This is a genomic window from Ruminococcus sp. AF20-12LB, assembly GCF_003478985.1.
Taxonomy (GTDB): Bacteria; Bacillota; Clostridia; order Lachnospirales; family Lachnospiraceae; genus Blautia_A.
Genome location: NZ_QUGH01000002.1, coordinates 153,051 through 174,666, shown reverse-complemented (window position 1 = coordinate 174,666; position 21,616 = coordinate 153,051). Strand labels below are relative to the sequence as shown.

21 protein-coding genes are annotated in these 21,616 nt (G+C 47.4%); 3 read left to right on the top strand and 18 right to left on the bottom strand.

Features of this window, described 5'->3' with window-relative positions:
• The first annotated feature begins 47 nt into the window (after window positions 1-47).
• Entirely contained in the window at window positions 48-1,268 is a 1,221-nt protein-coding gene (locus tag DWX61_RS03495; RefSeq protein WP_118623820.1) for a dicarboxylate/amino acid:cation symporter, read from the top strand.
• Window positions 1,269-1,438: 170 nt separating this feature from the next.
• On the opposite strand, the gene yedF is transcribed toward DWX61_RS03495, so the two are convergent.
• The 5 genes from yedF to DWX61_RS03470 all read right to left on the bottom strand — a co-directional run bounded on the left by yedF (window position 1,439) and on the right by DWX61_RS03470 (window position 5,842).
• On the bottom strand, window positions 1,439-2,050 hold the full coding sequence (yedF, locus tag DWX61_RS03490; protein ID WP_118623818.1) for a sulfurtransferase-like selenium metabolism protein YedF: 612 nt from the start codon (window positions 2,048-2,050) through the stop codon (window positions 1,439-1,441).
• Window positions 2,051-2,145: 95 nt separating this feature from the next.
• Complete coding sequence (locus tag DWX61_RS03485) at window positions 2,146-2,337, bottom strand: hypothetical protein (protein ID WP_118368363.1); 192 nt, start codon at window positions 2,335-2,337, stop codon at window positions 2,146-2,148.
• Between the two features lie 2 nt (window positions 2,338-2,339).
• Entirely contained in the window at window positions 2,340-2,984 is a 645-nt protein-coding gene (locus DWX61_RS03480) for a GTP pyrophosphokinase (protein ID WP_118368364.1), read from the bottom strand.
• Window positions 2,985-3,107: 123 nt separating this feature from the next.
• Window positions 3,108-4,355 carry a DUF1015 domain-containing protein gene (locus tag DWX61_RS03475; RefSeq protein ID WP_118623816.1) on the bottom strand — a complete coding sequence of 416 codons (1,248 nt, stop codon included), beginning with the start codon at window positions 4,353-4,355 and terminating at the stop codon, window positions 3,108-3,110.
• A 116-nt stretch (window positions 4,356-4,471) separates the two neighbouring features.
• Window positions 4,472-5,842, bottom strand: a complete 1,371-nt coding sequence (locus tag DWX61_RS03470) for an MATE family efflux transporter (protein ID WP_118623814.1) — start codon at window positions 5,840-5,842, stop codon at window positions 4,472-4,474.
• Between the two features lie 270 nt (window positions 5,843-6,112).
• On the opposite strand from DWX61_RS03470, the gene DWX61_RS03465 reads away from it, so the two are divergent.
• Both DWX61_RS03465 and DWX61_RS03460 read left to right on the top strand, forming a co-directional pair.
• The gene (locus DWX61_RS03465) at window positions 6,113-6,412 is read left to right on the top strand and encodes a BMC domain-containing protein (protein ID WP_015524766.1); all 300 of its coding nucleotides are present in this window, start codon (window positions 6,113-6,115) and stop codon (window positions 6,410-6,412) included.
• Between the two features lie 16 nt (window positions 6,413-6,428).
• Entirely contained in the window at window positions 6,429-6,719 is a 291-nt protein-coding gene (locus DWX61_RS03460; RefSeq protein WP_021651696.1) for a BMC domain-containing protein, read from the top strand.
• Window positions 6,720-7,275: 556 nt separating this feature from the next.
• On the opposite strand, the gene DWX61_RS03450 is transcribed toward DWX61_RS03460, so the two are convergent.
• From DWX61_RS03450 to nifJ, 13 genes are all read right to left on the bottom strand, one after another.
• Complete coding sequence (locus DWX61_RS03450; RefSeq protein WP_118623810.1) at window positions 7,276-7,860, bottom strand: nucleotidyltransferase family protein; 585 nt, start codon at window positions 7,858-7,860, stop codon at window positions 7,276-7,278.
• Complete coding sequence (gene yqeC / locus DWX61_RS03445) at window positions 7,857-8,573, bottom strand: selenium cofactor biosynthesis protein YqeC (protein WP_182433937.1); 717 nt, start codon at window positions 8,571-8,573, stop codon at window positions 7,857-7,859. Before yqeC ends, DWX61_RS03450 begins: the two co-directional genes overlap by 4 nt.
• A gap of 53 nt (window positions 8,574-8,626) precedes the next feature.
• Window positions 8,627-9,484: a selenium-dependent molybdenum cofactor biosynthesis protein YqeB gene (yqeB, locus tag DWX61_RS03440; protein ID WP_118623806.1), complete on the bottom strand. Its 858-nt coding sequence runs from the start codon at window positions 9,482-9,484 to the stop codon at window positions 8,627-8,629.
• Complete coding sequence (locus DWX61_RS03435; RefSeq protein WP_118623804.1) at window positions 9,462-10,277, bottom strand: DUF975 family protein; 816 nt, start codon at window positions 10,275-10,277, stop codon at window positions 9,462-9,464. The genes yqeB and DWX61_RS03435 overlap by 23 nt, the downstream gene beginning before the upstream one ends.
• A gap of 3 nt (window positions 10,278-10,280) precedes the next feature.
• Window positions 10,281-10,880 (bottom strand): histidine phosphatase family protein, encoded by a 600-nt coding sequence (locus tag DWX61_RS03430; protein ID WP_118623802.1) that lies wholly within the window; start codon window positions 10,878-10,880, stop codon window positions 10,281-10,283.
• On the bottom strand, window positions 10,873-11,253 hold the full coding sequence (locus DWX61_RS03425) for a bifunctional adenosylcobinamide kinase/adenosylcobinamide-phosphate guanylyltransferase (RefSeq protein ID WP_118623800.1): 381 nt from the start codon (window positions 11,251-11,253) through the stop codon (window positions 10,873-10,875). Before DWX61_RS03425 ends, DWX61_RS03430 begins: the two co-directional genes overlap by 8 nt.
• Before the next feature lie 27 nt (window positions 11,254-11,280).
• The gene (gene cobS, locus DWX61_RS03420) at window positions 11,281-12,057 is read right to left on the bottom strand and encodes an adenosylcobinamide-GDP ribazoletransferase (protein ID WP_118623798.1); all 777 of its coding nucleotides are present in this window, start codon (window positions 12,055-12,057) and stop codon (window positions 11,281-11,283) included.
• Complete coding sequence (locus tag DWX61_RS03415) at window positions 12,054-12,581, bottom strand: bifunctional adenosylcobinamide kinase/adenosylcobinamide-phosphate guanylyltransferase (protein ID WP_118623796.1); 528 nt, start codon at window positions 12,579-12,581, stop codon at window positions 12,054-12,056. Before DWX61_RS03415 ends, cobS begins: the two co-directional genes overlap by 4 nt.
• A gap of 1 nt (window position 12,582) precedes the next feature.
• Window positions 12,583-13,635: a nicotinate-nucleotide--dimethylbenzimidazole phosphoribosyltransferase gene (gene cobT, locus DWX61_RS03410; protein WP_118515914.1), complete on the bottom strand. Its 1,053-nt coding sequence runs from the start codon at window positions 13,633-13,635 to the stop codon at window positions 12,583-12,585.
• Window positions 13,635-14,063, bottom strand: coding sequence for a GtrA family protein (locus DWX61_RS03405; protein WP_118515893.1), 429 nt, complete (start codon window positions 14,061-14,063; stop codon window positions 13,635-13,637). Before DWX61_RS03405 ends, cobT begins: the two co-directional genes overlap by 1 nt.
• Window positions 14,044-14,991 (bottom strand): glycosyltransferase, encoded by a 948-nt coding sequence (locus DWX61_RS03400; RefSeq protein WP_118623794.1) that lies wholly within the window; start codon window positions 14,989-14,991, stop codon window positions 14,044-14,046. The genes DWX61_RS03405 and DWX61_RS03400 overlap by 20 nt, the downstream gene beginning before the upstream one ends.
• Complete coding sequence (locus DWX61_RS03395; RefSeq protein ID WP_118623792.1) at window positions 14,988-17,762, bottom strand: YfhO family protein; 2,775 nt, start codon at window positions 17,760-17,762, stop codon at window positions 14,988-14,990. Before DWX61_RS03395 ends, DWX61_RS03400 begins: the two co-directional genes overlap by 4 nt.
• Window positions 17,763-17,874: 112 nt before the next feature.
• Window positions 17,875-21,420, bottom strand: coding sequence for a pyruvate:ferredoxin (flavodoxin) oxidoreductase (gene nifJ, locus DWX61_RS03390; RefSeq protein ID WP_059085599.1), 3,546 nt, complete (start codon window positions 21,418-21,420; stop codon window positions 17,875-17,877).
• Between the last annotated feature and the right edge of the window lie 196 nt (window positions 21,421-21,616).

Here is a 21,616-nt window from a genome sequence, read left to right as displayed (position 1 = left end):
ATAATAAACTCTGGCTTTATTTTATACTATCCGAGGAGGTTTTTCCAATGAAAAAAACATCTTTTTTCAACAGTCTGCCATTTAAGCTGCTGGTTGCTGTGATCCTGGGGATCATGGCCGGGCTTATCCTGAACCGGTACAGCACCAACGGAATCTCCATGGCAGTTCTCAATATCACAGTTACTATCAAGTACATTCTGGGCCAGATCATTACCTTCTGCGTACCGCTGATCGTGCTGGGATTTATCGCTCCGTCCATTACCCGGCTTGGCAAAAATGCTTCGCTGATGCTGGGAGTTGCGGTTGTCCTCGCTTACGGCTCCTCTGTTGGCGCAGCGCTTTTTTCTACAGCCTCCGGCTTTCTGATCATTCCACATCTGTCCATCCATTCCTATGCTGCAGGACTGAAGCAGCTGCCGGAGGTGATCTTTGAGCTGGAGATCCCGCAGATCATGTCCGTTATGAGTGCTCTTGTGTTTGCAATGATGCTGGGCCTTGCCGCCACCTGGACAAAAGCGAAGCTGATCACAGGACTTCTGGATGAATTTCAGAAGATCGTTCTTTCTCTGGTTGCACGGATCATCATCCCCATTCTTCCGCTGTTCATCGGCACTACCTTCTGCAGCCTTGCCTACGAGGGAACCATCACCAGACAGCTGCCTGTTTTTCTGAAGATCATCGTACTGGTGCTTGCCGGGCATTTTATCTGGATGGCTCTTCTTTACATCCTTGCAGGAATCTATTCCGGAGAAAATCCTCTGGAGGTTGTCCGCCATTATGGTCCTGCCTATCTGACTGCCGTAGGGACCATGTCCTCTGCTGCCACACTGGCCGTTGCACTGCAGTGTGCCTCCAAAGCCAAACCGCTCCGCAAGGATCTTGTCAGCTTCGGGATTCCTCTTTTTGCAAACATCCATCTCTGTGGTTCCGTCCTGACAGAGGTTTTCTTCTGTATGGCGATTTCAAAGATCCTGTACGGCTCCGTTCCCACACCGGGTACCATGGTTCTGTTCTGCCTTCTTCTGGGTATCTTTGCCATCGGAGCTCCCGGCGTTCCCGGCGGAACCGTCATGGCATCCCTTGGTATCATCACCGGGATACTGAAATTCGACAGCTCCGGCACTGCATTGATGCTTACCATCTTTGCACTGCAGGACAGCTTCGGAACTGCATGCAACGTGACCGGTGACGGTGCGCTGACGCTGATGCTTACCGGCTATGCAAAGCGCCATCATATTGAAGAACAGCAGCTTGATGTGGAATTATAAGATCAGCGCTTAGTCAGGCGGATATTCACGATCCGCTCCGCTTCTTGCTCATAACCGGATATAACCTGGATATCAACTGGATATTAACCGGATATCAGAAATGCCGCAGGCTTCAAAATGGCTCTGCGGCATTTCTGTATGCTTCTGTCTGTCTCTATATGTTTCTCTGTTTACGGGCGGATCACTTTTCCTGCTTTTGTGAGCTTTTCCGCTATGGTATACATATTTGTTACGGTTCCCACTGCCGGTTCCTTCAGTCCATAGAAGTTCACGCAGGTTCCGCAGGTCAGGATCTCTGTTCCCTGCTCCTGTAAGGTCTTAAGGTCTTCGATACATGGTGAATCCTGTGCAGTAAGTCTGGCTCCGCCATTATAAAACAGCATAACTGACGGCGGTGTCTCCAGCTGTGTCAGCGCATACACAAATCCCTTGATCAGGATCCCACCAAGCTCCGGATCTCCGTCGCCCATCTTATCAGAAGTGATGGCAACGGTATAATCTCCCTCAGGAACAGCCGGTGTGCAGACGATCTCAGGCTCTGCCTGGCTTCTTGCAGCAGGATCAGATTTTACTGTCATATTGATCTCGTAACCACCTTCTGTTTTTCTGGATACGAAGCTGCATCCGGCACTTCCGGCAAGTCTGCTTAAGTTGTTTACTGCCGTTTCGTTGTCTACCAGGATTAAGATCTCGTCTCCCTGCTCTGCCTTGTCAAGGATCTTCTTGGTCATCACCACCGGGATCGGACACTGCTTTCCCATCGCATCTACTGTGTGCTTCATACGTATTTCTCCTGTTTTCTGTGATTTTTTTATAATTGTTTTTTATCATTATTAATTTATATCATTATTGCATTTTCGCTGTTTTCTTTGATCTTTTATTTCTGCTCCAGTTCATGAGCCTGTTTGAAGATCTCACAGGCGCCTGTATTTACACATCTCTCATGCGCGCAGTCCATAAAAGTCAGCTTCCTGCTGCCGTCCTCCTGCCGTGTATACTCACAGCAGACGGTTTCGCCCCCGTTCATGGTACGGCAGAAACCGGATACAAATTCCTCTTCAATCTCCATTTTTATCCCTCCGACGGATTCTCAGCAATCTGGGCTGGTGTGATCTCCTCCAGCATTCCTGTTTCATTGTAGGCTTCAAACTGTTCCTCGATCTTTCCGAGGATATCTGCGTACTGACAGAAAGCCTCTGCCAGCTCATCCCTGTGTTCCGGAAGCTTCTTGTAGCAGACACGGTGCTCCATGCTTGCCCAGAGATCCATAGTCATCGTCCTCAGCTGGATCTCCACCGGAAAATACTCCATGGTATCCAGATAGTATACCGGAACTGCGATGATCACATGAAGGCTGCGGTATCCGTTGGGCTTTGGATTCTGTATGTAATCCTTCTCCCTGATAAAGATCAGCTCACTCTGCCGTTTCAGCGCATTTACAAGATTATATATATCATCAATAAAGTAGCAGATCACACGGATTCCGGCGATATCCCGGAGATGATCCTTGGCGTTCTGCACACTGTCCGAATGTCCCAGCTTCTCCAGCTTTTTTTCGATGCTCCTCTTGGATTTGATCCGTTCCTGGATATTGTGGATCGGAGATACGGCAGACTTCTGATACAGACTTCCGTTGAGCACTTCAAGCTTGGCGCGCATGATCTGGCATGCATTCTGGTATGGCTGGATGCAATCGTAATACTGTTCGTTTGTCATGAAAACCTCTCTTTCTCATTTGCTCAGCATATACTGTATATTACCGGACAAATGTGAGCGATCTGTATTAATTTCCTAAGATTTTCCTGACGATTTTATTAAAATTCTATAAAGTCTCCGGCATCAGTCTGAAAGCTTATGGATAAAAAGGCCACTGCGGAGCTTCGGCTCAAACCAGGTGCTCTTTGGCGGCATAAGCTTCCCCTCGTCTGCGATCGTCATCAGCTCCTCCATAGATGTAGGATACATGGCAAAGGCAGCTCCTCCTGTCTCATCTGCAGCTGCTGCCAGATCTTTCAGCCGGTGGTTTCCTCCCATAAAGCGGATTCTCTCATCGGTACGCGGATCACTGATCCCCAGAACCGGACCCAGGACCTTATCCTGAAGAATAGACACATCCAGCTGACCTACGCTGTCTTTACCCGCATAGATATCCGGATATGCCTTCAGATGGAACCATTCTCCGTCTACATACAGCCCAAAACAGTGTTTCTCTACCGGTTTACATGGAAAGCCCGGCATTGCCATCAGCTCAAAATTAAACTTCATGCTTCCGATAAAGGCTTTGGGTTCCATACCCTTGATATCCTTTACGATCCTGTGATACGGAAGGATGGTCAGCTGGTCATACGGAAATACCACCGACAGGAAAAAGTTAAATTCTTCTTTTCCGGTGTAGTCCGGATGCTCCGCTCTTCTCTTCTGTCCAACCTTTACTGCGGAGGCTGCTCTGTGGTGGCCATCTGCAATATAGATAGATGAGATCCCGCCAAAAAGACTATGTATAGTCCGGATCTTTTCTTCATCATCTACGACCCATACACGATGTGTGATCTCATCATCGGAAGTAAAATCGTACACCGGAGCATGTGCATTTTTCCATTCTTCCATAAGAGTAAGAAGCTCTGCCGGATATCTGCACGCCAGAAAAATAGGGCCTGTGTTGGCATCACAGACATCCACATGATGGATGCGGTCCTGCTCCTTATCCTCTCTTGTAAGCTCATGCTTTTTGATCACACCATTCATGTAATCATCAATGGAGCTGACACCTACGATCCCGGTCTGGGATCTTCCCTTACGGATCAGTTCATACAGATAATAGTTCGGTTTCTCATCCTGGATCAGGATCCCTTCTTTCTGGAAACGATCCAGATTTTCCCTTGCCTTCTGATAAACCATCGGATCATAAAGATCGGTTTCCGGATCCAGATCCATCTCTGCACGGTCTATATGGAGAAAAGATTCCGGATTTTTTTCCCCGATCTCTCTCGCTTCCTCTCTGCTGACTACGTCATAGGGAAGTGCAGCTACCTTTTCTGCTTTTTCTGAAGCAGGTCTTACTGCCCGAAATGCCTGAAATAAAGCCATTATATTTTCCTCTCATTCCTGTCCGGCCATACGCCGGCCCTTCTTAAGATTTCTGCTTAGTTTGCAGAAAAATCATCCTGTCCATTCTAACACATATCAAAATTTCCCGCAAACCTTTATCCGGCCCGTTTGAGGTCACTGTTCAGCTCCGGCAGTACTGTCGCCAGCATGGTAAAAAAGCATGCACAGCCGCCTACAAGGTTGGAAACCGGTTCTGCCCAGAACACGCCGTCTGTTCCCAGGCCATTCACATGAGGCAGCAGAAGCGTCAGCGGTACCACGATCACTACCTTTCGAAACAGGGAAAAAAAGGTGGCCTTTTTTGCCTTTCCAAGTGCCACGAACACGCTTTGTCCGGTAAACTGCAATGCCATAAAGCAGAAGCCGAAAAAGTAAATATGAAGGGCGGGAACTCCCTTTTCCAGAAGCCCGGGATCGCTGTTAAAGATCCGGATGAAAAATTCCGGAAGCAACTTCAGGATTCCCCAGCCTGCCAGGGTATAGATCACACAGACAGCTGTAATAAATTTAATTGCTTTTTTGACTCTGTCGTATGCTTTTTCTCCATAATTGAAGCTCATGACCGGAGAAGCACCTGTGGTAAGCCCATGGACCGGCATGGTGAAAATGTCACGGACAGAATTTAAAACTGTCATGACACCAACGTAGATATCACCACCCCAGGTCTGGAGTGTGGCATTGCATACCACCTGCACAAGACTGTTTGTAAATGCCATAAAAAATCCGGACATACCAAGGCTTACGATACTGCCCACTCTTTTCCGGGAAATCTTCATGGCACTTTTTTTCAGGTTCAGGATTGCCTTTTTTCCTGTGAGAAAGCGCAAGACCCAGATGGCAGAGCAGAGCTGGGATATAATAGTCGCCAAAGCCGCTCCACGGACTCCCATGTGCATTCCAAAGATAAACAGGGGATCCAGAAGGATGTTCAGTACTGCACCAATCAGTATCGTAAGCATTCCGGTGTTTCCAAAGCCCTGGCTGTTTATAAACGGGTTCATTCCCAGAGTGATCATCACAAACAGGGTTCCCAGAAGATAGATCCTTATGTAATCTGCCGCATAGGAAAAGGTTACATCACTGGCACCAAACGCATAGAGGATCGGCCTGTAAAAGATAAGGCCGATGGCTGACAGGATCACTCCTGTGCCGATCAGCATCACAAAGGTGTTTCCCATGAGCATTTCTGCTTCTTCCTGGTTTCCTCTTCCTCGTTCCATGGAGCAAAGCGGTGCTCCTCCATTTCCAAAAAGATAGGTAAATGCAGTGATCAGACTGATAATGGGAAAACATAGTCCCACTCCTGTCAGTGCGGTGGCTCCGATATCGGGGATCCTTCCGATATAGATCCGGTCTACAATGTTGTAAAGGAGGTTCAGGACCTGTGCAATGATCATCGGCACAGCTACCTCCATAATGTTACGATAGACATTTCCTGTTGAAAAGTCTGTCTGATGTGTCTGCATTTCTTTACACCTTCCTGCTTTTTTACTATTGTAAATAATACTATATCTGATATGCAAAGTAAATATTTCCCTGCAAGGCTACTGCGGAAGTATCAGACGTTACGTTGCTTTTCACTCCGTTCTCAGTAACTATCTGATCATCCGCGTATTTATTCCTTGCTATTTTTGTCTAAAAAAGTTATAATAAAGCCATAAAAACGGTAATGATTCCACGTAAAACCGGTCAAAAAACCACATTACCGGGAATCTGTTCCGCATGGAGGTATTTTTATGGATAATAATTATAAGGGCATGGCTGTAGGTGTTTTTGAGCTGGATAACCTGGTTGCCTGTTTTGTTGCTCTTGATGCTGCTTCCAAAGCAGCCAATGTCAGGATCCAAAGTGTTGAGCGTAACCGTCTGAAGAGTGGCGCCTGTGTCAAGATGCGTGGTTCTGTTTCTGACGTTAATGCAGCTATGGAGGTTGCGCTGGAGGCAGCCAAACCTCTTGGTAAGGTTGTTTCTCATACTGTGATCGCTTCTCCTTCTGAGGATACTGAGATTGCACTGAAGATGACGATCAATAAATAAAGGGGGCGACGGATTTATGAATTATGGTGCTTTTGGTTTAGTTGAGGTTGTTGGCAGCAGTAACGCGATCCTGGTGATCGACCAGATGCTGAAGACTTCTGATGTTTCTTTTCTTACCTGGCAGACGAAGTGTGGTGGTCATGCCACTGTTTTTCTGACTGGTGATGTTTCTGCTGTTACGGCTGCCGTTGACAGTGTAAAGGGGAACCCGCCTTGTGAGATCGTAGCTTCGGCAGTGATCTCCAATCCTTCCGGTGAGACGGTTCGTCTGGCTGAGGAAGAAGCGGCTAAGAATCATTTTATGTAGGATATATTTGTATATTTATATTTAACGAACGTACGCAGGGAACCGCCCTGGCGTAGCGGGAAGGGCTTCGTCGTCCGCTGGCTTCTAAGATGCTGCGGCTTCTGCTAAAACCATTCCAAAAAGTTCTGAACTCGCGTCCAGACGCTCAGACAGCAGAATTTTTTGGAATAACGCAGAAACCACACCACCTAAGAATCAGCAGGACTCCTGCAGAGCATCCCGCCACGCCAGGGCGGTTCCCTGCTGGCTTTTGTATACGTAAAAATTGCCTCAGACACGGTGATTTCGTCGTTGATGCTCTGCTTCTACAAACTTCACACTTTCACTCTAGCCTATCTCCCCTTTCGCACGTCAGCCGGCGAGGTACCGTCTGGTTTGTGCTGGCTCTGCAGGAGGGGTGCGCTTCTTAGGCGGTGGGAATCTGCGTTGCTGGAAAAAATCCAGCTGTTTGAGCGACGCAGGAGCGAGTTCTGGATTCTTTTCAGCGGTTTTAGCAGATTTCTGGCGTCTTAGAAGCCAGCCCCCGACGAAGCCCCAGCACAAACCAGACGGTACCTCACCGGCGTCCGTCCGAAAAATCCACATCCACCATCTCCCGTCCATCTTCCACCTTCATCACAGCCACATCCTCCCTATGTGCCACAACCACTCTCTTCCCTCCGACATCACCGGAAAGCTTCATAAGTTCCTCATAATACTTTTTCGAAAAAACACAGGGATTCCCGGTCTTCCCATCATGCTCCACACAGGCAATCCCCTTCCCATCTCTCAAAAACACATCCACCAGTCCAAAAACCGTCTTCCACCGTAACCACGGCTGATCTGCCACCGTAAACAGGCACGCATCCATCTCCCGGTTGACCCACAGCCCGATCTTCAGTGAGGAAGATATCCCCTCATCCGGATGCAGATTGTAAAGAAACCGTTCGCCAAGCTTCTCTGCTTCCTGTGCGATCTCCTCATACTGTGTGACAACTGTGATCTCACATTTATGTCCCTGTGCCTCCAGTGCCTCCTTCACTTTTTTCAGTTCCAGAAGAATATGTCTGTACATCGGCATTCCGTCTACACTATACAGCAGCTTATTGCTTCCAAAACGCCGGCTGTTTCCTGCTGCCAGCATGATCAGTCCCAGTTTCATATCACCGCTCCTCTTCTTTTCGATTCTAGTACACTTCTCTGCAGGCTGCCGCAGATCACCATGATCCCAGCCTCCTGACCTTGCGCCATAAGCTTCTCCGCCATACTGGGATCCTCCAGAGTATCTGCCTTGTTCAGATACGCGAGAAATCTTCGCCCGTCCACGCCTTTTTGCAATCCGGCTTCAGACCGGATGATCTTCCACACATCCATCCATGTCACAGGCTCATCTGTACGCTTTCCCAGAAATCCCGCCACATCATCCGGACGGTGTGACGTATCACAGATCTTTTTGCCGATGCAGTCAAGACCGATCACTCCTACTACAATATCTGCAAAAGAAGGGATCACCGGCTCATGAACAGCCGGTACTTTAAGCGGCCGGCGCCTGGATCCGTCAGCTTCCACAAGAAGAAGATCACAAAAGCCGGGCAGCTTTTCCAGGATCTCCTTTTCAGGGCCGGAAATCTTGGGCTGTCCGGCCTTATGATGTGCCGCGATAACGTATCCGTATTGTTCTATAAGCCGGCATGATCCCGAAACATCCTCTGCTTCTGCAAAGGGATGTTCCGGTTCCCATGCCATATGTGTGGTTGTGGTCACGATCACCCGTTTTCCCTGTCCGGAAAATTTTTCTGCCAGTCCAAGGATCAGACTGGTCTTTCCGCCTCCTCCTGTGAATGCCACAGTAAGCGCTTTTTCATTTTTCTTCATGACACACTCCATTTATTCTCGTACTTCTTCCGAGGAAAAAAGCTCTGTATCGGTCACAGTTCCTCATTCTTTACGGCTTTCTCTTTTCCCGGAAGCACTCCGCAGGAAAGCAGCACCTCCAGTACTCCCCCTGCGATACACCTTGCCTTGTCTGAGATCGTAAAACAGTTTTTCTTCTGTTCTGCCCTTGGGTCAATGTCCGCGATCTTCATTCCCGCAAAAACAGGATAACCGTCCCGGATCAGCCCACGGATCACGCCGGAAATAGCAGCCTTCACCGGCGTATCACCTACCATGGCGATCACCTGGTCTTTTTCAACAAGATCTGCGATCTGACAGATGTTTTTCATGTTACCGGCTGCCGGTGAATGGATCACACGTTCCTTCCCTATCCCCGCGATCAGTCCCGGCACTCCGGTATTCGGCAGAGCACTGCCTTTTTTTATGATCCTTCCCAGGTTATGTCCACGCATGGTCTCGATCACATAATCCACATCCTCCCCTGCGGTAAAGCCCGGGCCAAGTCCCACAGTCAGTGGAGCCATGTCCCTGCTGGTCCCAAGATTCTTTTTTGCAAGGATGGCATCGATCACTGCCTCCGGCTCCAGTTCGCGGATATATTTTCCATCGGTATCTGTCAGAAGGGGGATCTCTCCCTGTGCCCAGCATTTCCTGCACTGGGTCCGGATATCGTCCTCCGTGACCCTCCTGCATACAACGCCTTCTACCTCTGCAGTTCCGTCATAAACGGCTTCACAGAAAGCCACATGACGGCGGATGGCACTTGGACGGTCACATTCCAGGATCAGGATCTGATAACCACTCTGATGAAGCTTGTGGATCACTCCGGTGGCCAGATCTCCGCCACCGCGCACAAGAATCATTTTATCAGTAAATACCGCTGTTTTCATCTTCATACACCTGCTGTCCGTTTCCCGGCATTCCTGCCGCAAGAGTATCATAAAGTTCCGCATAGGTTGCATCCTTATACGGGGATACATAAAAGAGTCCCACGATCCCTGCCGTGATCGCCGAAAGGACAGACCAGGGAATAAAGGAAATATCCAGGATAAAGGTATCCATCTTCTGTCCGTCCATCATCTCACGGCTTTTTGCAAATACTTCCTTTGTGCTCATATCCGGATATTCCGCAAGAAGATAAGGTATCATCTTATATTCGTAGGATTTTACCACTCCGGGAATAATAAAAAGCAGCGTCCACAATACAAGATACAGGTCCCGTAAAAACATGGTTTTTACGATATTACCGTAATTCCCTGAACGAAATACACTGAGGAGCTTTCCGGGCCCGGGTACAGAATAAAGATTCTCAATGTAAAAATCTCTTCCGCCTACCTCCAGAACATTTCCCACAAAAAAATGGAAAAGGATTCCGATCAGAGCCACAGCTACCACGGCACTGGCACTCAGAAGCGCAAAAAGCACTGCCAGTGGGGAGCGAAATACATGGCTGACATAAGAAGTAACGCCATTGATATCCGTACCCAAACGATACGTTGTAACACCGTAATCCGGACTTGCCACATTTCCGGCACTGCCTGTGGCCGCACCGCTTCCGCCGGTTGCCATCACAATAGCCAGCACCAGACTTACCAGCACTGCTGACCAGTAATTTTTTTTGAATGCCTGTTTTCCACGCCATTTCAAGTCACTACGTTTCCAGCTGATCTTCTGTTCATTCATAACTTAACCCTCCATATATGCTTCACGGACACAGAGTTCTCTCCGTCCCTTCTGCCACAGCGCAGGCTCCAGCTCTGCCAGATAACCACCGCCGTTTTTTACATGCCATTCATAAAAAGCCCTGGGTCTGTCCGCATATTCTTCCATAATGTTCATGATCGTACCGCCATGTATCACAAGAGCCGCTGTCTTTATGTTGTTACGGATACACTGTGTGACGGCCTTCTGAAATCCTGTAAGGCTTCGGTGCTTAAAAGCTTCTCGACTTTCTCCTCCCGGAAAAGGAAGCGTTCCATTGCTGTCGATCCACCTCTGATAATCCTGATTTCCGGAAAGCTCTTTATAATTTTTATTCTCAAACTCTCCAAAATCACACTCGGAAAGCTCTTCGATAATATGAAAGCTTTTTCCCGGAAAAAGAATCCCCGCAGTTTCCACACAACGGCAGAGCGGACTTACGTAAAGGGCCTCCGGCATGGGATAGGTCAGCTTTTCCAGAAATTCCTTTCCTTCCGTGCTCAGTGGTTCATCCGTTGTTCCGATATAACGCTGAAGCTTATTTCCGGGTGTCTGTCCATGTCTTATCAGATATAATCTAATCATCCTTCAGCACCGTCCCGATCCCGCATACCACTCTTGTGACCCTTCTACTTTTTGCAGCCAGTGCAGTGCACACCCGGCCAACAGCTTCACGGTACTGCCGCTCAAAAGCATCCGCCGGAACGATCCCGTAGCCTACCTCCTCACTGACAAGGATCACATCCGTATCCTGCTGTGCCAGCTTTTCTGCCAGGCCGGTGAGATCTTCTCCTGCTTTCAGAGCTTTTCTTATGTATTCCTGAAATCCCAGAACGCCCTCTGCCTTCAGAAGTTCCTCTTCTGTGATCTCTCCTCCGAATTTCCAGTCCACATCCGGGAACTGCGCTTTTGCATAGGCAGCTTTTCCCTGATATGCACCTCCGATTATCATTTCCATATCTTTTTTACCTCATCCAAATCTTTATTACAAGTGAAATGCGCCACAAAAAGCAAGCACCAGTGCCATCACGACCTCGCAGATGCAGAGGAAAAATCCGGAAAGATCGCCTGTGGTCCCTCCAAAATATTTCAAAGCCATATGGTGATACCACCAGAATACCAGAAGCGCGCTGACAGCTGCCAGAACACCCAGGATCGGATCCACCCATATCATCAGCGCTGCAAGGATCACAAACATCGTGATAAGAACATTTCGCACTGCGATCTCCGACGCATTTCTGGAAAATTCTGCCACAGTCCCGTCTGTCCTTGCCTTGGGAAATGTGATCACACCGATCCCGGAAAGACATCTGGACATCATAAAGCCCAGGCTCATGATACAGATCCCATTATAATTTCCAAGGAGCTGATCCCATGCTCCCAGCCAGAGGATAAAATATACGCAGGCTGTGATAATGGCAAATGCACCTGCATGGGAATCCTTCAGAATCTCCAGCCTCCTTGTGCGTTCCTGCCAGGAGCTTAATGCATCCGATGTGTCCAGAAGCCCGTCTACATGAATGCCGCCGGTAATAAATACCGGGATCACAGTAAGGATCACAGCGAGAAAAAATGGTTCCAGAGCTGCATGCATTCCGAGGATTCCTCCTGCAAGCCATGTCAGAATACCGATGACAGTCCCCACAAAAGGAAAAAAGCACATCATATATTTTATGTTTTCCTTCTTCCAGTCCACCATGGGCATGGGGATCTTTGAAAACATGGCAAAGGCTGCCTTAAAACTGTTCCACAAGCTTTTCATGCTTCCTTTCCTCCTTTATGCCATACAGGGATCCCGTACACGACTTCCACAACCTCTTCCGCCATCTTTGCCAGTTTCTGGTTGATCTGTCCCAGCTCTTTTTTGTACTGTTCTGATTCTTTCTCGTAGAGGATCCCGTCTGAAAAGATCTCGTTGGTGACGATCACCACATGCTTTGCCTGGGAAAGAAGATTTTTCACTCCTTCTGTGATCTTTTCTGCCACCTCCGGGTGGAAGCCGTCTTCCCGGAACATCTCATTTGCAACCAGATTGGACATGCACTCCAGAAGAACCACACAGTCCTTCGGGATGAGCAGCTCATCAAGTTCTGTATATCTTTCTATTGTCTCGAAGCCTTTTCCTGCACGCATGTGCCGGTGTCTGCGGATACGCCTGTGGCTTTCTTCGTCAAAAGCCTGCATGGTAGCAATATAGATCCTTCTGGCTTCGCCAAGGGAAAGTATGGTTTCTTCCGCAAAAGCAGATTTTCCGCTTCCGCTGCCTCCTGTTACAACAACCAGCATATTATTTCAGCTCCTCGTACTGTTCTACATTGATATCACCAAAGGTACTCATGGAATTATATACTGCACAGGACAGATCCATCATAGGAAACAGTGCCACAGCTCCGGTTCCCTCGCCCAGGCACATGCCTGCGTGGATGATCGCTTCCTTGCCAAGCTCCTTCAGGATCAGATGTGCTGCAGGCTCTTTGGATACATGAGACGCAATGATATGATCACTTACCTGCGGGCAGATCTTTATTGCGATCAGTGCAGATACGCAGGAAATAAATCCGTCCATGACAACCGGCATTCCAAGTGCTGCTCCTCCAATGAATACTCCTGCCATTCCTGCAATATCCAGTCCGCCTACCTTTGCCAGGACATCAATGGCATCTGAACGATCCGGATTATTCAGCGCAATCGCCTTTTTGATCGCATTGATCTTCCGGACAAGCCCTTCACTGGTTAATCCGGCACCACGTCCGGTCATATCTTCCACCGGTTTTCCGAGAAGCACAGCTGCTACTGCACTGCTGGTGGTGGTATTTCCAATGCCCATTTCACCGGTTGCAAGGACCTGATATCCTTTATCCTTCAGCTCCTCTGCCATGGCAATTCCGGCTTCGATGCCACGAATCGCCTGATCTCTTGTCATTGCCGGCTCCCTGGTCATATTTCTGGTCCCATAGGCAACCTTAAGATCTGTACGGACCTTTGTATCTGTGACCATTCCCACATCTACAGGAAAAAGCTCTGCTCCACACTGACGGCACATCACACAGCAGGTAGTAGTCCCTTCCAGAAAATTCTCAGCCACGACAGCCGTCACTTCCTGTCCGGTCTGGGTCACGCCCTCTTCTACAACTCCGTTATCCGCGCACATGACAACCACCGCTTTTTTCTCCACACGTATCTCCGGCGTACCTGTGATGCCGGCGATCTGTGTCAGCATATTCTCCAGTTCTCCCAGAGAATGCAGTGGCTTTGCAATACTGTCCCATCTCTTTCTCGCCCCCTCCATAGCCTTTTCATCCAGAGGGCGGACTTTCTTCACTGCCTCATCCAAAGTCATCATTTGCTACCTCCAATCCTTTTACCTGTGGTAAAAATAATAAATTTACTAAAAATATAATTCAACGCCAGCACGATAAATTGTGTGCAGAATTTTGCAAACATATCCTGCAATCCCAGGATCTCCGCCAGAAGCCATACACCGCCTACCTCAATGACCATGGTCACCAGACGGGCACTTATAAATTTCAGAAAGGGCTGTATATGATCCCTCCATGTTTCACAGCGGTCATGAAATACAAATCTGGAATTCACAACATAGGCAAACAGGATCGCCAGGATGATCGATATGATGTTGGCACTCATCAGCGGGATTTTCACTGCCCTCATGATATAAAAGCTTAACAGATTTACAAGAGTCGTACAACCACCCCAGAAAATATAACGGATCACATCATTTTCATAGAATTTAAGGATCCACTTTTTCATTGGTATCTCCTCCTCGTATGATCTTTGACACGATATATCTTGGACGGCGTTTTACTTCCTCATAGATCCTGGCGATATAATATCCGATGATCCCGAGGCTCATCATCACGGCACTTCCGATAAAGAGCATCACGATCAGAAGTGTGGTATAGCCTTCCACCGCATGCCCGGAAAAATACCGGATCAGAGAATAGACCAGAAGGAGCAGGGAACACCCAAAGCAGCCCACAGCACCGGCTGTTACAAACTGCAGCGGAAGTGTTGTAAATGCCACGATATTCCGAAACGCATAGCTGATCAGCGTTCCTGCAGACCATTTGGATTCTCCTGCCTCACGCTCCTGCACCTCAAAAGGTACGGAGATGCTTTTGAAGCCTATCCAGGACGATGCCGCCCGGAAAAACATGCTCCGTTCAGGCATGGCGAGAACACTCTCCACCGCTTTCCTGTCCAGCAGCTTGAAATCGGAAGCATTTTCCATATCAAAGCCGGTGGCACGGGACATGATCCGATAGAAAAATCCGGCACTTTTTCTGTGAAAAAGAGTTTCTTTTCCACGTTTTTTCTTGATACCCTCCACAACCTCGTAGCCCTGCTTCCAGAGCCGGTACATTTCCAGGAGGATCTCCGGCGGATGCTGCAGGTCACAGTCCATCACAGCCACCGCATCTCCGCATGCCTGTGCAAGGCCGGCCATAATTGCTGCTTCTTTCCCGAAATTTCTGGAAAAATGCACACCTGTCACATTTTTATCTTCTCCGGATACTTTTTCTATCGCTGCCCAGGTTCCGTCAGAGGAACCGTCATCTACCAGGACCAGTTCATAAAGGATCCCGGCCTGCCCCAGGAGCTCTCTGAGAGTCCGGCAGGTTTTCTCCAGCATCGGTTCCTCGTTACAGGCAGGCAAAACTACCGATAAGCGGCTCATTTCTCCTGTTTTCCCCTTTCTTTTTGTTTTCCCCGGTGCCGGTAAGATATTACGATCCCGGCAAACAGGATAAGGCCGATCACCGTCAGTATCATTCCGGGCACAATATACGGTGTACAGTATCTGAGCGTGACCGTATGCCTGCCTTTTTTTAATTCCAGTCCCATATACATACTGTTTGCCTTCACAAGTTCTGTTTTTTCTCCATCTACATAGGCGGTAAAGCCTGCGCTGTAGGGAATGGAAAATACCAGGATCTTATCGGAAGTGGTTGTGATATCTCCATGAATGCAATTTGTCTCCATTTTGATATTCTGAAGAGCTTCTTTTCCAAGCTCCTCTGTCTGTTCTTCGACAGAAGACATAGGCTGACATACCACATACAGATCATCAAAGGTATATTCTCCCGGCATGGAGAATGTCAGTGTCATAGTTCCTGCAGAATAGTTTTTATATCCCATATTCAGAAGAAAATTATGTCTTCCGCTGTAGCCGTTGTATTTATCTGTAAAGATCCGGATAGTCTTGTCCACGGATCCCAGCGAAACATCCACTGCTGATTCCTTGCTTTCTTTCCAGTAGCGCCAGTTATTATCTTCATAACGTACTGTATTCTTCTCATATTCTGTCATGGAATCCCATTTTTTATCACTGACCACTGTACGTGGAGAATAGGCATTAAAATCCAGATTTTTTGCCACAAGATAAACCTCTGCCTCCGGTTCTCCCTGATATCCGATCTGTACGGTTGCTCCTTCTTTGGTCACAATGATCTTTCCGTCTTTAATCTTACAGCCTTTTCCTGCTTCCAGTGTAAAATCTGCTTTCTTATCATCAAAGGTCAGATCTGCCTCAGAAAGACTGCTGTCCTCAAGAACTGCCCCCTGCAGGAGTGCCTGCTGCTTTTCGGTCACGGAAAGCTTTTCATACTTTTCTCTGGGAATCCAGGAATCATAGGTATAACCAAGGGGAAGGGAATCCTCGTCTTCGTAGATCCTGTATTTTTTTGTGACTGCTGCTTCACTGTCATAGCCGTATGGCAGATACCCATATCCGCTTTTTTTGATGGCAAAATATTTCACGGAGGCAAGACGATCCAGGATACTCCGTCCGTCCAGGCTGCTGTAATGATAATCCCAGGGGGTATTCAGATACATCTCATCAAAGAAACGGCTGATATTTCCATTGGCCACACTGAAATAATAGGAGGTACTATTGGTTCCCATATACATGGCAGTGTTTACGTAAGAGCCCGTTTTGTACTGGTCATATCTGGCAACCGCTGAATCATCCATTGACCGGATTGCTTTGTCCGGTCCGGCCTGAAGCTTTTCCAGCGCCTGATTCTTTTCCTCAAATTCTGACAGGTAATCTTTTTCGTAAGAATACTGATATGAAACATTCAGAAAGATGCTGGTCACAAGCACTGCGACGATCATTCCACAGAGATATTTTCCCTGTGTAAATACGTTTCCGTAGGAAACCACTGTAAACACAGCCAGGACCAGCATCATCAGTGCCATAATATTGCGTTCCGTGCGGGCAGATTCCGAAAACAGTGCCAACCCGCCATATATCAGCAGCATCACAAATATCCGTCGTTTTTCCCTGATACCCAGAGTAAACAGTTCAGGATATGCCTGTACCAGGATATATGCGATCAGCATTCCATATGCCCAGATCCATCGATTGGACACGTATGAAAATCCGTTCAGTACATGACCTGCAAAGGGGATCAGCAAAAACAGGTTCAGAAGCACAAAGCCCAGCTTCAGTCCCGTATATTTTTTCTTTTTGGAAAAGATCACAAACACGCCTGCCATTGCGACTGCGGAATATCCAGCAACGCCCCACTGGATCATATTTTCGCCGATCAGGCAGCCGAGATATTTTTCGTAGTAAATGCGGTCATATAACAGCGGCACATAATTCTGCGCCTGAAAGCGCTCTGTTCCAAACAGAGTCATGACCACAGGTAAAAAGATCAGTGCAGCGATCATAAGTGCAACCAGATAAAAGCCTGCAAATTTCAGGAACCACTGAAATACATCTTTTACTGAACGCCTGCGGAATATTCCAAAATACCGGAAAGCTGCATACAGCACCATAAAGATACTGATCATATAAAAGAAATAAAAATTAGACATTGCCGCTACAGCCGTCGCACAGATAAAAAGGTGTGGCTTTTCTTTTTTGTAAATCTTTTCAATTCCCATAAGGACCAGCGGCAGATAGATCATGGGATTGGAAAAATATGGATGCTTCATGGACGCATAAATGGTCCACCCTGCAAAAATATAAACAAGGCTTCCAAGGAATGTGGCCTGTTTGGGATTTTTGCGGTAAAAACAGTAAATACTGAATGTGATGCCCGACAGATAAATACGGAGAAAGATCAGGAGCTCATATAAAATCTCTGTATCCTTTTCCGGTACAAAAACGGACAGTAAGGTCAGCGGATCGCCGATCACATAATAATGAAGTGTCGTAAGGATATCGGAACCGTATCCGATATGCATATCCCACATAGGAAGAGAAAGATTATGCTCCGTCACCAGCGTCTGCAGAACATTCCGCAGATATTTTCCATAATAGGCAAGTGCATTGATGTGCTGCGGAACACCGTCATGACTCCAGATCAGGGATTTTCCATTGAAATAAAAACAACTGTAAATAAACAGCGAGATCGCTGCAAAAACAATCGTATACAGAATATAAAAATCTGCTTTTTTTTCTTTCCGGGATTTCTCCTTCGAAAAAACTCTTTTCATGTATGTCTCTCCTGTATATGAAAAAGGCCTGCGGTGCGCTAAACACCGCAGGCCTGTCACCTAATGCTTAATCAGCAAGCACACTGTATAAACAGCAACTATTGATCAATAATTAGTCTTCTTTCTTATCTGCTCCGTAAAGAGTGATAAGTTTCTGCAGATACTCATATCTAGCCTGAGCCTCAGACTCGTTCTTAGCAAACAGTCTTGCAGCTTTCTCAGGATTCTGACGCTGCAGAGAATTGTAACGAACCTCACCGTTCAGGAAGTCCATATAGTTCTCCATATCCGGTGTCTTGGAATCAAGGCTGAACTTGTTCTCAGCAGCCGGGTTGAATCTGAAGTTGTGCCAGTATCCGCACTTAACTGCCAGCTCTTCCTCTGTCTGAGCTTTGCTCATACCTTTCTTGATACCATGGTTGATACATGGAGCATAAGCAATGATCAGGGATGGTCCCGGATATGCTTCTGCCTCTGCGATTGCTTTTACAGTCTGGTTGAAGTCAGCACCCATGGAGATCTGTGCTACATATACATAGCCATAGCTCATTGCGATAGATGCCATATCTTTCTTCTTAGTCTCTTTTCCGCCTGCTGCGAACTGAGCGATCGCACCTGTCGGTGTAGATTTGGAAGACTGTCCGCCTGTGTTGGAGTAAACCTCTGTATCGAATACCATAACGTTGATGTCACGTCCGCTTGCGAGAACATGGTCAACACCACCGAATCCGATATCGTAAGCCCATCCGTCACCACCGAAGATCCACTGGGATTTCTTGGAGAGGAAGTCTTTCTGTGCAAGGATCTCGTTAGCCTTGTCACATCCGCAAGCCTCAAGAGCTGCAACGAGTTTCTCTGTAGCTGCACCGTTTGTTGCGCCTACAGCGTAAGTATCCAGCCATTCCTGACCAGCTGCCTTAACATCCTCGTTTGTTCCGTTAGCTACAAGGTCTTCGATCTTCTCTTTCAGACCGCCACGGATCGCACGCTGTGCAAGAAGCATACCATAACCGAACTCTGCGTTATCCTCGAACAGAGAGTTTGACCATGCAGGTCCCTGTCCCTTAGCGTTTGTTGTGTATGGTGTAGATGGTGAAGAGTTACCCCAGATAGAGGAACATCCTGTAGCATTTGCAATGTACATTCTGTCACCAAAGAGCTGTGTGATCAGCTTAGCGTATGGTGTCTCACCACAACCTGCACAAGCGCCGGAGAACTCAAGGAGCGGCTGTTTGAACTGGCTGCCTTTTACAGTTGTCTCTTTATATTTAGCGATAACGTCTTCCTTCTGTGGAAGTGTTACACCGTAATCGAAGAATTTCTGCTCTTCTGTGTTAGCTTCAAGCGGAGCCATCTCAAGAGCTTTGTTGCCTTTCTTTCCTGGGCAGACATTTGCACAGGAACCACATCCTGTACAGTCAAGAGCAGATACAGTCATTGTGAATGTATAGTCTTTCATTCCTGTAAGCGGAAGTGTCTTGATACCCTCTGGAGCGTTAGCTGTCTCATCTGCTGTCATAGCAACCGGACGGATTGCAGCATGCGGGCAGACATATGCACAGCGGTTACACTGGATACAGTTGTCCGGAACCCATACAGGAACGTTAACTGCGATACCACGTTTCTCATATGCAGCTGTTCCGGATGGTGTTGTACCATCTACATAATCCTTGAATGCAGATACCGGGAGGCTGTTACCTTCCTGAGCGTTGATCTTGCACTGGATGTTGTTTACGAAGTCCTGAGCTTCCTGAGCACCGTGGGATGCGTGAGACATGAAGAGTCCCTCGTCCTCAGCGTTCTTCCAGCTCTCCGGAACCTGAACCTCTACGACCTGTTTAGCACCGGCATCGATAGCTGCCCAGTTCTTCTTAACAACGTCATCACCCTTACGTCCGTAAGTAGCCTTAGCAGCAGCCTTCATAAGCTCGATAGCCTGCTCCTCAGGAATGATTCCTGTAAGCTTGAAGAATGCGGACTGAAGGATTGTGTTGATACGTGTTGGTCCCATGCCGGTCTCAATACCGATCTTAACACCGTCGATGGTGTAGAATTTGATATTGTGGTTAGCGATGAAAGCTTTAACCTGTCCCGGAAGATGTTTCTCAAGTCCTTCCATATCCCAAGCACAGTTCAGAAGGAATGTACCTCCGTCAACAAGCTCCTGTACCATGTTATATTTGTTAACATAGGACGGATTATGACATGCAACAAAGTTTGCTTTGTGGATCAGGTATGTGGATTTGATCGGTTTCTTACCGAAACGAAGGTGAGACATTGTAACACCGCCGGACTTCTTGGAGTCATAATCGAAGTAAGCCTGAGCGTACATGTCTGTATTGTCACCGATGATCTTGATGGAGTTCTTGTTAGCACCTACAGTACCATCAGCTCCAAGTCCCCAGAACTTGCAGTTTGTTGTTCCCTCTGGTGTTGTAACAAGTGGTGCGCCTGTCTCAAGAGAAAGGTTTGTAACATCATCAACGATACCGATTGTGAATTTCTCTTTCTCAGTGTTCTCATATACTGCTACGATCTGTGCAGGTGTTGTATCTTTGGAACCAAGTCCGTAACGTCCTGTAAAGATCTTAACATCGCTGAACTTGCTGTCGCGAAGAGCTGCAACAACATCAAGATACAGAGGCTCGCCAAGAGCTCCTGGCTCTTTTGTTCTGTCAAGAACAGAGATCTGCTTAACTGTATCCGGGATTGCATCGATAAGAGCCTGTGCACAGAATGGTCTGTAAAGACGAACTTTAACAACACCGACTTTCTTGCCAGCTGCCATAAGGTAATCGATGGTCTCCTCGATGGTATCGTTTACGGAACCCATAGCTACGATGATGTGCTCAGCGTCAGCAGCTCCGTAGTAGTTGAACAGTTTGTAGTCTGTTCCGATCTTCTCGTTAACTTTGTCCATGTACTCCTGAACAACTGCCGGAAGAGCGTCATAATATGGATTACATGCCTCTCTTGCCTGGAAGAAGATATCCGGGTTCTGAGCGGAACCTCTCTGACATGGATGGTTCGGGTTCAGAGCACGGTTACGGAACTCTGCGATTGCGTCCATATCTGCCATATCTTTCAGATCTTCATAGTCCCATGTCTCGATCTTCTGGATCTCATGAGATGTACGGAATCCGTCGAAGAAGTTGATGAATGGAACTTTTCCTTTGATCGCTGCAAGATGAGCAACCGGTGTAAGGTCCATAACCTCCTGTACAGAAGACTCACAAAGCATTGCGCATCCGGTCTGACGACAGGCCATAACGTCGGAATGATCTCCGAAGATACAAAGTGCGTGAGAAGCAAGTGCACGGGCAGATACATTGATAACTCCCGGAAGCTGCTCACCAGCGATCTTGTAAAGGTTCGGGATCATAAGCAGAAGACCCTGGGAAGCTGTATAGGTTGTAGTCAGGGCACCTGCTGCCAGAGAACCGTGAACGGCACCTGCTGCACCTGCCTCAGACTGCATCTCTGTAACCTGTACTTCCTGTCCAAAGATGTTCTTTCTTCCCTGAGTTGCCCACTCATCTGTAGCCTCAGCCATTACAGATGAAGGGGTAATCGGGTAAATAGCAGCTACATCAGAAAAAGCGTATGATGCATGAGCGGCTGCATGGTTACCATCCATGGTTTTCATCTTTCTTGCCATTGTTTTTTCCTCCTTAAAGGTTTGTTAAAAAATATATTATTTAGGCTTATGAAGGCCTAAAATTCCATTGGTTATTATATCATAGATTCCCAGTTATGTCCATTTTCTTTCATTGTTTTTTGTACAATATCTTGTACAAACGCCGTTATCTTTTTCACAAATAAAAAAGAGCTGTTCGGAAATTTTTCTCTCCAAA